Origin of the sequence: Nisaea sp., from assembly GCF_017640745.1 — a bacterium.
Taxonomy (GTDB): Bacteria; Pseudomonadota; Alphaproteobacteria; order Thalassobaculales; family Thalassobaculaceae; genus Nisaea.
In genome coordinates, this window is the sequence record NZ_JAEPQA010000009.1 from 48,032 (window position 1) to 60,778 (window position 12,747).

Consider the following 12,747-nt stretch of genomic DNA (forward strand, 5'->3'; position numbering starts at 1 on the left):
CACCATGGGTCTGCGGCTATCCCGTGTGATCGGACATCGCGGGGTGGCCGCTACGGCGCCCGAGAATACATTGACCGGCTTCCGCCTTGCGGCGGAGGCCGGTTTTTCGTGGGTGGAGTTCGATGTCATGCTGAGCGCGGACGAGGTTCCGATGCTGCATCATGACGAGAAACTGGGCCGCACCAACGATGGCCGCGGCCGGTTCTGCGAGCAGGACGCCGAGGCCCTCAAGAGGCTCGATGCGGGCGCTTGGTTCGCGCCTGATTTCGCCGGCGAACGGATTCCCGGCTTCGCCGACGCAATCGCCTGCTGCCGGGCCCTTGGCCTTGCGATGAATGTCGAGATCAAGCCGGCGAAAGGACACGCGATCCGGACTGCGGAAGTGGTCTCGGAGACGCTGAACGCGCTCTGCCCGGATCTGACGGACCGGATCGTGGTCTCGAGTTTCGAGCGGGACTGTCTGGAAGTGGCCAAAGAAAAAGCCCCGGATTTTCATCGGGGCTATCTCTGTGAGCGTCTGGCAGACGGGTGGCGGCAAGCCGCCGAAGATCTTGGATGTGTTTCGGTCCATCCGAACCATCGCCCGCTTACCGAGGCGGCTGTCGCCGCGATCCGGGATGCGGGCTTCAGAACCCTGACTTATACCGTGAACGATCCGCTGCGCGCCGCGACCTTGATCGCGTGGGGCGTGGATGCGGTCATCACCGACGAACCTTCCCTGGTGGCCGCGCTCGCCTGAGCCGCTCGGCCGGCGTTCATCCGCGCCAGGTCACGCCAGTATCCCAGCATGAAAACCCGCATCGCGGACGGAACCGAGCTGTCGCCGCGGGTCCGGTCGATTTCATTGATCAGCGCCTTGACGTCATAGCCGAGCCGCTTCGACACCATGTCGAACATGTCCCACTCTTCCGGATGAAGGCAGATGCTCGTCCGCCGGTTCTCCAGACGGAAGTGACGGCGGACCATGCGGCTCGCGTCGTTATCTCCGTCTTCTACCGTCTTCAGGGCCGAATTGAATATGTCTTTACCCTGTCCTGACGGTTTGAAGCTGTCTGCCATGAGGTGTCTCCAGTAAGTAGGGCATTCATGAGCGTCACTATTCCCAGAAAAATGGGAAAGCGCAAGCGTAAATTGTTTGGCCTACGCGTCTAGCGTGTTGATTTTGCATACTTATGTACACAAAAAGAATCTAACCTATTGGTTTTACGGAATAAAAAATTTCCTATCGATTTCGCTCAATTTCGAGCTCTGGTAAAAAATTCCCAAAAAAATGGAAATTGCATTCCCAGAAAAATGGGAATAGACTTGGTATATGGGTCGATACAAGAAAGCGATATCTCAACTCGAAGCGGAGCTCCGGCACCGCTGCCACCGCTATTACCTCGAGTCGGGAATACGGAAGTACAAGTTCGCCTCGGCGGCCGGAATTTCCGACACTCTGCTGAAAGATATCGACAGCCCGGATTTCGAGGCGTCGCTGAAGACGCTTCAGCGGCTCGACGAGGTCATCCCGGAGGAGTGGGAGCCTGCGAGCGACGACGCGGACGAGAAACTGATCGTCCCCGCAAAGAACGATCCGGTCATCGGATACAAGATCTGGGAAAGCGACCTCAGCCGCAGCCGGAAGATCTATGTCCGCGACGAGATGCTGCACGGGCTCGACCCGGACCAGGTGGAGCGCTGCGCGGCCTATATAAATAAAGTGCGCGAACCGGACGGCCGGCTGCTCGAGACGAAATTCAAGATCGCCGTGCTACGCGCGCTGGCGCCGCAATGCGCGATCCATATCTTCAATGTCGGCGAAGACGACCCGAACGCCTTTTTCATCGAGCACTGGGATAACGGCACCGGTATGTGGAAAGGTGCCGACATAACCGGGATGAAGTTCGCCGAACTCGATGACGAGGCCCTGCGGGGCTGTCAGCTCGAGGACTACCTCGTCTGCCGGGAAACCCAGTGGCCGAACCTTGCCATCGTGCATCGGAATTACGCCCACGGCGAGGAGCGGCGGTTCCTGCGCCTGCTGTTCCCGTTCGAGTCCAAGGACGGCTTGCCGAAGATTCTCAGCATCACCCGTCCGCAGACGAACGGACTGGCTGTCGACCTGCTGCAGAAGAAGCTTCCGGGATACGAGCCGGGCGGCGGCGAAGGCGTCGTCGACCTCAGAACCCGCCGTCCCTGAGACGGCTCTCTATTCTTCCTCGCGATCCGGCTTGGGAATGGCGACGGTGTGGAAGCCGCCGTCGACATAATGGATCTCGCCGGTAACCCCGGCCGACAGATCGCTCAGCAGATACAGTCCGGCTCGTCCGACCTCGTCCAGCGAAGCGTTGCGCTTGAGCGGCGCGTTCTTCTCGGCAAAGCGGAAAGTGTGGCGCGCATCGGCGATCGCCGAACCGGCAAGCGTTTTCATCGGGCCCGCCGAAATCGCGTTCACCCGGATCCCGTGCTCACCCAGATCGGCGGCGAGATAGCGCACGCTGGCCTCGAGCGCGGCCTTGGCGACCCCCATGACATTGTAGTTCGGCGTCGTCCGGTTGGCGCCGAGATAGGACAGCGTGAGCATGCTGCCTCCGTCCTTCATCAGCGGCCAGGCGCGGCGCGCGATATTGGTGAAGGAGAAGCAGGAGATATCGAGCGTGTTGAGAAAATTCTCGCGGCTGGTATCGGCGTAACGGCCCTTCAGCTCGCCCTTGTCGGAATAGGCGATGGCATGCAGCACGAAATCGAGGCCGCCCCAGGCGGTTCCGATCTCGTCGAAGGCCCGGTCGAGCGCGTCGTCATTCCCGACGTCGCACATCACCGCGAGCGTCGAGCCGACGCTCCCCGCCAGCGGTTCGACCCGCTTCTTCAGGCTCTCGTTCTGATAGGTGAAGGCGAGTTCCGCCCCCTGGCCCGCGACCGCGGAGGCGATGCCCCAGGCAATCGAACGGTCGTTGGCAACGCCCATGATCAGGCCGCGCTTGCCGGCCATCAGTCCCTTGAACGGCGCCTTTTCGGCCTCGCGCTGATCGGCAAGGTCGTCAATCAGGTCGGTCATCCCGCTCGCCCCTCCGCTCAGGCGTCGTACTTCTGAAATGCTAGCACGGCATTGGTTCCGCCGAACCCGAAACTGTTGGAAAGCGCGAGGCGCATCCCGGCATTGTCTCGGCGTTCGCGCAGGATCGGCATATCTGTCGCTTCGGGATCGACCTCGTCGATATTGGCCGAGGCGGCCATGAAGTCGTCCTTCATCATCAGCAGCGTGTAGATCGCCTCGTGCACGCCCGTCGCGCCCTGGGAATGACCGGTGAGGGACTTGGTCGAGCTGATCGCGGGAATCGCGTTCCGCTTTCCGAAGACCTCGCGGATCGCTTCCAGCTCCTTGGTGTCGCCGACTGGCGTGCTGGTGCCGTGCGTGTTGATGTAATCGACCGGCTGGTCGATGCCCTTGAGGGCCATCTGCATGCACCGCACCGCGCCCTCGCCGGACGGGGCCACCATGTCGACGCCGTCCGAGGTCGCGCCGTAGCCGACGATCTCGCCATAGATCTTGGCGCCGCGCGCCTTGGCGCGCTCCAGTTCCTCGAGGATCAGAACCCCGCCGCCACCGGAGATCACGAACCCGTCGCGGTTCGCGTCATAGGCACGCGAGGCTTTTTCCGGCGTGTCATTGTACTTGGAGGACAGCGCGCCCATGGCATCGAACAGCACGGACAGGGTCCAGTGCAGTTCCTCGCCGCCGCCGGCCATCATCACGTCCTGCTTGCCCATCTGGATCAGCTCGTAGGCATTGCCGATGCAATGCGAGCTCGTCGAACAGGCGGACGAGATCGAGTAGCTGAGGCCCTTCACCTGGAAGGCGGTCGAAAGCGTCGCGGAATTGGTGCTGCACATCACCCGCGGCACCATGTAGGGGCCGACCCGCTTCGGGCCTTTCTCGCGTGCGATGTCGAACGCGTTCATCATGTTCGAGGTCGAGGGGCCGCCGGACCCCATGACCATGCCGGTCATCGGGTTGCTGATCTCGTTCGGCTCGAGCCCCGCATCGGCGATCGCCTGTTCCAGCGCGATATAGTTATAGGCCGCACCCGGACCCATGAAGCGCATCTGCTTGCGGTCGATATGCTCTGCCGGATCCAGCTTGATCGACCCGTGCACGTGGCTGCGGAAGCCGAGATCGGCATAGTCCGGGGCGAATTCGATACCTGACTTTCCGGCCTTGAGGGAGGCGGTCACTTCCTCGGCATTGTTGCCGATACTGGAAACGATCCCGAGACCGGTAACGACGACTCGACGCATGTCAGCTGGCTCCCTCGGCGGCGGTGTTCTGGAACAGACCGACCCGGATGTCCTTGGCTTCGAAAACCGTGGTTCCGTCGCAATCGACGCGGCCGTCGGCGATTCCCATATAGAGCTTGCGCATGATCACGCGCTTCAGGTCGAGCGTATAGGTCAACAGTTTGGCGCTCGGCAGAACCTGTCCGGTGAATTTCACTTCGCCGACCGAAATCGCGCGCCCGGAACCCGGACCGCCCATCCAGCCGAGGGTAAAGCCGAGGAGCTGCCAGAGCGCATCCATGCCGAGGCAGCCCGGCATCACCGGGTCGCCCTCGAAATGGCATTTGAAGAACCAGAGGTCCGGCTTGATGTCGAACTCGGCCGTGACCTCGCCCTTGCCGTAGGCACCGCCTTCGGTCGAAAGCTTGGTGATGCGGTCGAACATCAGCATCGGCGGCATCGGAAGCTGTGCATTTCCGGGGCCGAACAACTTGCCCTGCGCGCAGGCGATCAGGTCGTCGTAATCGAAGCTGCTCTTTTCCTTGAAGTCCAACAATGCTGTTCCTTCCCGCAGACCGGCTTTACCTTGCGCTGCCGGTTTCATTCGGCTCTATGATAGACTGCAACCCGGCGACCGCGCTATCTCCCACATTTCATGCACCGCGTACCGCAGATACGGTGCCGAACGCAAGCAATCACATGTTGCGCTTCATAGGATCTCTTGACATATGGGGCTTATTGACGCTCTGTCTAAGGTTTGAAATGCCTAGGCAAAGGCGTGCCCGAGAGACCTAAAGGGAAACCGGGAATGAGCAGTGCGGAAGTGAATATCGACAACGAAAACCTGTCGGGGCGTCTGACCCGTGCAGGCTTGCGCCCGACGCGCCAGCGTCTCGCGCTCGCGGATCTGCTGTTCGCAGGCGGCGACCGGCATGTCACGGCCGAACAGCTGCACAAGGAAGCCGCGGAATCCGGTATCACCGTCTCGCTCGCCACGGTCTACAACACGCTGCATCAGTTCACGGAATCCGGCCTCCTGCGCGAGGTCGTGGTCGAGTCCGGCCGTTCCTATTTCGATACCAACATCACCGACCATCACCATTTCTTCATCGAGGACGAGCTCTGCCTGACCGACATTCCGGGCGAGAAGATCGGCTTCGTGAATATCCCGGACGCGCCGGAAGGCACGGAGATCGAACGGGTCGACCTCATCATCCGACTGAAGTCCAAGGATTAAGAGGTTTCCGGCGGCGCGTTAGCGCAGGGACTCGTCCACCCGGACCCCCCAGATCGCCGAGCGATGGACCCAGCCGCTGAGGCCGGACACCTCTATCTCGCACCATTCCCGCACACAGCTGTCGAGCCAGGCGACGACACCGGCTTCCATATGCGCGACCGCGGGCGAGCTGTCCGTCGCCTCGCGTCTCAGGGTCTGCTTGCGTCCGATGACCAGAACCGAGCGGCGGCCGGAGAGCATGCTCTGGTGGACCCAGCCCTCGGTGCCCTCGAAATCGCGGATCTTCCGCCAGTTCTCGAATTCCGAGACGATCTCCACCGGCATGTTCTCGCGCACGAAGACCCAGTCGACCGGATAGCGGACGCCGGGCCCGGTCCGGACATTGACCTCGTCGGCGCGCAACGTCACATAACGCGGGATCGGCAGGCCGGTGACGCTGCCGACGGTTTCGGCCCGCGCCGGCGCATGGACCGTCACGAGGAGCGAGGCCGGCACGATCAGCAGAGCGGCGAACAGCGAGAACAGTCTGAACAGCATGGATCCGATCCTGAATTTCCGCTCAGCATACCACTAGAGATGGGGGCTGGTAAGAGGGCCAACCGCTATATGGCGTGGAGCCCGGGCGCTTTGTGGACAATTCGCCGGACCCCTGATATTTCCCGGTTTATCGAGCCGTTCCTGGGGAGGGACATAACCCATGACCACCAGCAAGCCGCTTGTCATCGTGACGAGGAAACTGCCGGACCCGGTGGAGACCCGGATGATGGAACTGTTCAACACGCGGCTGAACATGAGTGACGAGCCTTTCACCCGGGAACAGCTGCAGGCGGCGATGGCCGAGGCGGACGTCCTCGTGCCGACGGTGACGGACAAGCTCGACGCGGCGCTGATCGAGAGCGCCGGTCCCAAACTGAAGCTGATCGCGTCCTTCGGGACCGGCGTCGATCATATCGACGTGCCGGCGGCGAAGAAGAAGGGGATCATCGTCACCAACACGCCTGGCGTCCTGACCGAGGATACGGCGGACATGACCATGGCCCTGATCCTTGCGGTCTCACGCCGGTTGGTCGAGGGCGAGAAACTGGTGCGCTCGGGGAAATGGGAAGGCTGGGGGCCGACCGTCATGCTCGGCCATCGCATCCACGGCAAGCGGCTCGGCATCATCGGCATGGGGCGGATCGGCCAGGCGGTGGCGAAGCGGGCCCGCGGTTTCGGTCTCTCGATCCACTATCACAACCGGCGCCGGCTGCATCCGGAGATCGAGCAGGAGCTCGAGGCGACCTATTGGGAGAATCTCGACCAGATGCTGTCCCGCATGGACATCATCTCGGTCAATTGTCCGCGCACGCCGGCGACCTTCCACCTGCTGAACCAGCGCCGGCTCGCCCTGCTGCAGCCCCATGCCATTCTGGTGAACACCTCGCGCGGCGAGGTGGTTGACGAGGATGCGCTGGTGCAGGCGCTGGCGAACCGGGACTTCGCCGGAGCCGGGCTGGATGTCTTCGAGCACGAGCCGGAAGTGGATCCGCGGCTGCTGAAGCAGCAAAACGTGGTCCTTCTGCCGCATATGGGCTCGGCCACCATCGAGGGCCGGATCGATATGGGCGAAAAGGTGATCGTGAACGTGAAGACCTTCGTCGACGGGCACCGCCCGCCGGACCGTGTCCTCGAGCTGGATTTCTAGGAAGACCTACTGGCCGAAGAAGGCGCTGGCATGGTCGGAGCCGAACATCGTGCCGACGAGCAGGATGGTCAGGATCAGCGCGAAGGTGAGGAACGGCATCGACCAGGTGCCGGTGGCCTGAAGGTCGGCCTTGCTTGGCACGACGCCGTTCTCGGTCCTGCTGCTCGTCTTCCGATCCTTCGCCATTTCCCCTTGCTCCCGGGACGGCCCCTGTTCCATTCGCTAATGGAATCGGTTGGCCGCATCCCTCTGCGATTGCTTACATAACGGATATGGTCACGGAATGAGTCTTTCCAAACCATTACCGAGTCCCGCTGTGGCAAAGGACACATGCCAAACCGGGCGGAATTGGGGCGCTGTCTAGGCGATTTCGCGGATTGAAGGATCGGTCCCGCAGAGCGCGCAACCCGGATCGCGGGCGGCCTTCATCTTGCGGAAGGTCGGGCCGAGTGCGTCGTAGATCAGCAGATGGCCGGAGAGGGAACTGCCGAGGCCGAGCAGTTCCTTGATCACCTCGGTCGCCTGCAGGGTGCCGATGACCCCGGCGACGGCGCCGAGAATGCCGGCCTCCTCGCAGCGCGGGATCATGCCCGCCGGCGGTTCGCTCGGAAACAGGCAGCGGTAGCAGGGCTCGCCCTCGTGACCCTTGACGCCGCCCCGGAAGGTCGCGAGCTGGCCCTCGAAGCGCAACAGCGAGCCGGAGACGAGCGGCTTGCCGGCAAGATAGGCGGCATCGTTGGCGAGATAGCGGGTGGCGAAATTGTCGCTGCCGTCGGCGATCAGGTCATAGTCCCGGAACAGCCGGGCGGCGTTGGCGGCGGTCAGCCGCTCGGCATGGGGCTCGACGCGGATGCCCGGATTGATCCGGGCGACCGATGCCGCCGCGGACTCGACTTTCGAGACGCCGACCGCATCGGTTGCATGGGCGATCTGGCGCTGCAGATTGCTGAGATCGACCGCGTCGTCGTCGACGATCCCGAGGGTGCCGACGCCCGCCGCCGCAAGATAGAGCAAAAGCGGCGAGCCGAGACCGCCGGCGCCGATCACCAGCACCCTTGAGGAGAGCAGCTTTTCCTGCCCCTCGTCGCCCACCTCGTCCAGGATCAGGTGGCGGGCATAGCGGTGAAACTGCTCGTCGCTCAGCTCCATGCCGGCTTATTCCCCGAGACCCTCGAAGAGCGCGGTGGAGAGATAGCGCTCGGCGAAGCTCGGGATGATGGCGACGATGCGCTTGCCCGCCATTTCCGGCCGCTTGCCGATCTGGATCGCGGCCCAGAGCGCGGCGCCGGAGGATATCCCGCCAGGCAGGCCTTCGGTGCGCGCGGCCTTGCGGCTGGTCTCGATCGCCGCCTCGTTGCTCACCTTGACGATTTCGTCATAGATCCCGGTATTGAGGATGCTCGGTACAAAGCCGGCGCCGATGCCCTGGATCTTGTGCGGGGCCGGGTCGCCGCCGGACAGGACCGGGCTCGCCTCGGGTTCGACCGCGACGACATGGAGTTTCGGATTGCGCTGCTTCAGCACGCCGCCGGCGCCGGTGATGGTGCCGCCGGTGCCGATGCCGGACACGAAGATGTCGATATTGCCCCCGGTATCCTTCCAGATTTCCTCGGCCGTCGTGCGGACATGCACGTCCGGGTTGGCCGGGTTGTCGAACTGCTGCGGCATGAAGGCGCCCGGGGTCGCGGCGAGCAGTTCCTCGGCTTTGGCGATCGCGCCCTTCATGCCTTTCGGCGCCTCGGTCAGGACGATCTCGGCGCCGAGGAAGGCGAGCATCTTGCGCCGTTCGATCGACATGGATTCCGGCATCGTCAGGATCAGCTTGTAGCCGCGCGCCGCGGCGACGAAGGCCAGACCGATGCCGGTATTGCCGCTGGTCGGCTCGATGATCGTGGCGCCGGGCTTGAGCTTGCCGGACTTCTCGGCCGCGTCGATCATGGCGACACCGATCCGGTCCTTTACCGAGGCGAGCGGATTGAAAAACTCCAGCTTGCCGATGATGTCCGCCTTCACGCCCTCTGCGGCCGCGAGTTTGGAGACGCGGACCAGCGGCGTCGCGCCGACCGTGTCGAGGATGCTGTCATAGATCCTGCCGCGGAATTCAGGTGAGCTCATGTCTTCCTCCCATGCCGAAGAGCCGTCCCGTTCAAGCTGGTCAGTCCAGCCGCGGGATTAAAGTCTTGCCGTAGAACGGGTGTCTGCGCGATCCGGCGCCAGCGTCAACCCGTCCCGGTCGAGCCGAAACCGCCGCTGCCGCGTTCGGTTTCGTCCAGTTCCGTAACCTCGTTCCAGCGCGCCTGGATCACCGGGGCGACGACCATCTGCGCGATGCGCATGCCGCGGGTGACGGTGAAGGGCTCCGCGCCGTGATTGATCAGGATGACGCCGATCTCACCGCGATAATCCGCGTCGATCGTGCCGGGCGTGTTCAGCTGGGTGATTCCGTTGCGCAGCGCGAGGCCGGAGCGCGGCCGTACCTGGGCCTCGTAGCCCGGCGGAAGCGCGATGGCGAGACCGGTCGGGATCAGCTTTCGTTCACCGGGCGCGAGCACCACGTCCTCGCCGATCGCGGCCAGCAGGTCCATCCCGGCGCTGTCCGCGGTCTGGTAGGCGGGCAGGGGCAGGTCGGCCCCGTGCGGCAGGCGGCGGACCTTCACGTCGACGGTGGCGCTGGTCATGCGCTGAAATGCTCCACGATGCGGGCGGCGAGCTTCTCCGCCACCTCTTTCTTGGTCAGCTTCGGCCAGTCCTCGCTGCCCGCGCCAGTGATCAGGTGAATGGTATTGGCCTCGCCGCCGAAGGTTCCGGTCGCCGGGCTGACATCGTTGGCGAGGATCCAGTCGCAGCCCTTGCGGGCGCGCTTCTCGGTCGCGTGCTGGACGACCTTTTCCGTTTCGGCAGCGAAACCAACCACGAGGGCGGGCCGCTGGCCGTCGAGGCCGGAGATCGTCTTCAGGATGTCCGGGTTCTCGGTCATGGCGAGCGACGGCACCTTGCCGCTGCCGTCCTTCTTCAGTTTCTGCCCGGCTTCCTCGGCGACGCGCCAGTCGGCGACGGCGGCGGCGAAGATCGCGATATCGGCAGGCAGCGCCGCCTCGACCCCGGCCAGCATCTCGCGGGCGGTCTCTATGTGTTTCACCGTGACCCCTGCCGGATCAGGCTCCCGCGTCGGGCCGGTCACCAGCGTGACCTCGGCGCCCGCCGCCGCGAGCGCTGCCGCGATGGCGTGGCCCTGCTTGCCGGACGAGCGGTTGGCGATATAGCGCACCGGGTCGATCGGCTCGTGCGTCGGCCCGCTGGTGACGATTGCGCGCTTTCCGGCGAGCGGCTTCGCCGCCGCATCTAGCCGCGCCATGACGGCCTCGGCGATCTCCTCCGGTTCCGCCATCCGGCCGGGCCCGTATTCGCCGCAGGCCATGTCGCCCTCGTCCGGGCCGATGAACGCGATGCCGCGCTCCTTCAGAACCCTCACATTCTCTTGCGTTGCCGCATGGGTCCACATCCGCACATTCATCGCCGGCGCGGCGAGCACGTCCGTGTCGGTGGCGAGCAGCAGGGTGGAGGCGAGGTCGTTCGCCAGCCCCGCGCGCATCTTCGCGAGCAGGTCGGCGGTGGCGGGCGCGACGACGATCAGGTCGGCCGAGCGGGAAAGCTGGATATGTCCCATCTCCGCCTCGTCGGTGAGCGAGAAGAGCTCGCCATAGACCTTGTCCTCGGTCAGGGCCGAAAGACTGAGCGGGGTTACGAACTCTTCGCCGGCTTTCGTGAGCACTGCACGCACGGCGACGCCGCGTTTCCGAAGCAGCCGAACCAGTTCGAGCGACTTGTAGGCAGCAATGCCGCCGCCGACGATCAGCAGGACCCGTTTGCCGGTGGCCATGGGCGACCCTTCCTGTATGAGTAACTGTGGCGGACTCTAGGTCCAGGGCCACGAGGAGGCAACACGAGCGTTTCGTTCCACAATCTTCCTTGCCCTACAACCTTGGCCTGAGATTTATTGGTCTGGATCCTATGGGGGCTGGGGCTATGGTAGGCGAACCGAAAGCGACCGCGCTTCAGCGGATCGAGGAGTGCTTTCGATCGGAAAGCGGTTTGCTCGATTTGTCTGAGCTCGGGTTATCGGAGCTTCCGGACCGGCTCTTCGACCTGACGGCTCTGACCTCGCTCGATGTTTCCGGTAATGAGCTTGGCACGCTTCCGGACCGGCTCTTCGACCTGACAGCCCTGACCTCGCTCAATGTTTCCGGTAACCAGCTTGGCACGCTTCCGGACCGGCTCTTCGACCTGAAGTCCCTGACCTATCTCAGCGCCCTCGCCAATCCGCTGACCGACCCTCCTCTCAAAATCATCGAGCGCGGACTGGATGCGATACAAAGATACGTCGCGGCGAAAAGCCGCTGCGGTGTGGGCGATGCCTGGATCATGAGGTCGACTCTTGAAAGTTTTCTACTGGGCGTGAACAGTCGCCTCGCGCTTGCAGAGACTGTGTTGTGTGTTCTGGTGCTCCTCGGATTCATTCACGAAGGCCTCATCTGGCCACTTCTGTCCGGGGCGGCTATCGCGCCTCTTCTTCTCCTGAAAAGAGAGGCGTCTGTCGAGGTGGGTGTCGCGCGTTTTGCGTCTCTGACTCGCGCTTTGCGGTTGAATGCGGCGGGGAACAGCCCAGACGGATTATTGGGCTGGATATGGTTCTTTCTCCGGCTCCTTTGTCTTGGAGTCGGCTCGCTTGCGATCAAAGTTGTGACGGCGGCACAGTTTGCTTTCTCGGTGAGATCGTTCGCGGCCATTCCCGACAATTTTCGGCGGCAAATGCTGGTGATCGACCTTTTCTCCCCGTCAGAGCTGGTTCCAGGTGTTGAGGAAGCCTATGGGCGCTACAGAGACAGCGTTTTGACTCCGACGGATCTATTGAGGGATTTCACAGACCGAGAGAGTCTCGTATTCGTGTATCTTGGCGAGATAAAGCGTAATCCTCTGGTATCGATGGCCGGAATGCTTGCGCTCGGACCACTGTTCCTGCTCGCGTGGCTCTACCGGTTCTCACTTAAGGCGAGCTGTCTGCTTTATTGGCCTTTTCTTTTCGTGCATCGGATCGAGGCGGAGCGTTTGAAAAAGATTGCGGGCGACGCAAAGGCGTCGGACGTCCTGAAAGCCGCACCCGTCTATGCCTTCATGGCTGCGATTGGCGGTTTCGCGTTCTACGCTTTGAGCGTTATGTCCGGCAAGGTTGCCCTTGCATCGTGGATCGAAACGCAGACACCGGAGTCGCTGACGGACCTCTTCGCTCTCGGTGCTCGTGTGGCGGCGCCAAAGCTGTTCTTCACTGCTTTGTTTGCAATGGCAGTATTCTATTTTTTGACAGTTGGCATGCGATGGGCGATGGCTTATGCCTGCGCGGCATCAGGCAGCACGGAACGCGGGGATTTCCGGTTTTATCTCCGAGGGTTCCAGATTTTCGCAGTCTTTCAGAACATCACGATTTGCGTGGCGACCGGATATGTTTTCCTCTGGGCATGGCCGCTTTTCGTTCGCAAAGCGCCGGAAATGGTTGAATTCCTCTTCTAAA

The 12,747-nt window shown here is 62.8% G+C and carries 15 protein-coding genes; 5 read left to right on the plus strand and 10 right to left on the minus strand.

Going from position 1 to position 12,747, the window contains the following annotated elements:
• The first annotated feature begins 4 nt into the window (after window positions 1–4).
• Window positions 5–739: a glycerophosphodiester phosphodiesterase gene (gene ugpQ / locus JJ959_RS08310; protein ID WP_292881977.1), complete on the plus strand. Its 735-nt coding sequence runs from the start codon at window positions 5–7 to the stop codon at window positions 737–739.
• On the opposite strand, the gene JJ959_RS08315 is transcribed toward ugpQ, so the two are convergent.
• On the minus strand, window positions 640–1,059 hold the full coding sequence (locus JJ959_RS08315; protein ID WP_193184779.1) for a ribbon-helix-helix domain-containing protein: 420 nt from the start codon (window positions 1,057–1,059) through the stop codon (window positions 640–642). The two genes, ugpQ and JJ959_RS08315, sit on opposite strands and share 100 nt — an antisense overlap.
• A gap of 253 nt (window positions 1,060–1,312) precedes the next feature.
• Between JJ959_RS08315 and JJ959_RS08320 the strand changes: the two genes are divergently transcribed.
• Window positions 1,313–2,182 carry a hypothetical protein gene (locus JJ959_RS08320; protein ID WP_292881982.1) on the plus strand — a complete coding sequence of 290 codons (870 nt, stop codon included), beginning with the start codon at window positions 1,313–1,315 and terminating at the stop codon, window positions 2,180–2,182.
• Window positions 2,183–2,191: 9 nt separating this feature from the next.
• Here JJ959_RS08320 and JJ959_RS08325 read toward each other — a convergent pair whose 3' ends face one another.
• The 3 genes from JJ959_RS08325 to fabA form a co-directional block, all read right to left on the minus strand.
• Window positions 2,192–2,974 (minus strand): SDR family oxidoreductase, encoded by a 783-nt coding sequence (locus tag JJ959_RS08325; protein ID WP_292882192.1) that lies wholly within the window; start codon window positions 2,972–2,974, stop codon window positions 2,192–2,194.
• A gap of 83 nt (window positions 2,975–3,057) precedes the next feature.
• Window positions 3,058–4,281 carry a beta-ketoacyl-ACP synthase I gene (gene fabB, locus JJ959_RS08330; protein ID WP_292881984.1) on the minus strand — a complete coding sequence of 408 codons (1,224 nt, stop codon included), beginning with the start codon at window positions 4,279–4,281 and terminating at the stop codon, window positions 3,058–3,060.
• Window position 4,282: 1 nt separating this feature from the next.
• Window positions 4,283–4,813: a bifunctional 3-hydroxydecanoyl-ACP dehydratase/trans-2-decenoyl-ACP isomerase gene (fabA, locus tag JJ959_RS08335; protein ID WP_292881987.1), complete on the minus strand. Its 531-nt coding sequence runs from the start codon at window positions 4,811–4,813 to the stop codon at window positions 4,283–4,285.
• Between the two features lie 255 nt (window positions 4,814–5,068).
• Here fabA and irrA point away from each other — a divergent pair, with 255 nt between their 5' ends.
• On the plus strand, window positions 5,069–5,497 hold the full coding sequence (gene irrA / locus JJ959_RS08340) for an iron response transcriptional regulator IrrA (protein ID WP_292881989.1): 429 nt from the start codon (window positions 5,069–5,071) through the stop codon (window positions 5,495–5,497).
• A gap of 18 nt (window positions 5,498–5,515) precedes the next feature.
• Here the strand turns inward: irrA and JJ959_RS08345 are convergent, their stop codons facing one another.
• A complete protein-coding gene (locus tag JJ959_RS08345; RefSeq protein WP_292881992.1) occupies window positions 5,516–6,034 on the minus strand; it encodes an SH3 domain-containing protein in 519 nt (172 codons plus the stop codon).
• Window positions 6,035–6,194: 160 nt separating this feature from the next.
• Here JJ959_RS08345 and JJ959_RS08350 point away from each other — a divergent pair, with 160 nt between their 5' ends.
• Complete coding sequence (locus JJ959_RS08350) at window positions 6,195–7,181, plus strand: D-glycerate dehydrogenase (RefSeq protein WP_292881995.1); 987 nt, start codon at window positions 6,195–6,197, stop codon at window positions 7,179–7,181.
• A gap of 6 nt (window positions 7,182–7,187) precedes the next feature.
• Here the strand turns inward: JJ959_RS08350 and JJ959_RS08355 are convergent, their stop codons facing one another.
• The 5 genes from JJ959_RS08355 to coaBC form a co-directional block, all read right to left on the minus strand.
• Window positions 7,188–7,367: a hypothetical protein gene (locus JJ959_RS08355; protein WP_292881998.1), complete on the minus strand. Its 180-nt coding sequence runs from the start codon at window positions 7,365–7,367 to the stop codon at window positions 7,188–7,190.
• Between the two features lie 174 nt (window positions 7,368–7,541).
• Window positions 7,542–8,330 carry a molybdopterin-synthase adenylyltransferase MoeB gene (gene moeB / locus JJ959_RS08360; protein WP_292882001.1) on the minus strand — a complete coding sequence of 263 codons (789 nt, stop codon included), beginning with the start codon at window positions 8,328–8,330 and terminating at the stop codon, window positions 7,542–7,544.
• 6 nt (window positions 8,331–8,336) lie between these two features.
• Window positions 8,337–9,296 (minus strand): cysteine synthase A, encoded by a 960-nt coding sequence (cysK, locus tag JJ959_RS08365; RefSeq protein ID WP_292882003.1) that lies wholly within the window; start codon window positions 9,294–9,296, stop codon window positions 8,337–8,339.
• Window positions 9,297–9,400: 104 nt separating this feature from the next.
• Window positions 9,401–9,859 carry a dUTP diphosphatase gene (dut, locus tag JJ959_RS08370; protein ID WP_292882005.1) on the minus strand — a complete coding sequence of 153 codons (459 nt, stop codon included), beginning with the start codon at window positions 9,857–9,859 and terminating at the stop codon, window positions 9,401–9,403.
• Window positions 9,856–11,061 (minus strand): bifunctional phosphopantothenoylcysteine decarboxylase/phosphopantothenate--cysteine ligase CoaBC, encoded by a 1,206-nt coding sequence (coaBC, locus tag JJ959_RS08375; protein WP_292882008.1) that lies wholly within the window; start codon window positions 11,059–11,061, stop codon window positions 9,856–9,858. The genes dut and coaBC overlap by 4 nt, the downstream gene beginning before the upstream one ends.
• A gap of 146 nt (window positions 11,062–11,207) precedes the next feature.
• On the opposite strand from coaBC, the gene JJ959_RS08380 reads away from it, so the two are divergent.
• Window positions 11,208–12,746 (plus strand): leucine-rich repeat domain-containing protein, encoded by a 1,539-nt coding sequence (locus JJ959_RS08380; protein WP_292882010.1) that lies wholly within the window; start codon window positions 11,208–11,210, stop codon window positions 12,744–12,746.
• The last annotated feature ends 1 nt before the right edge of the window (window position 12,747 follow it).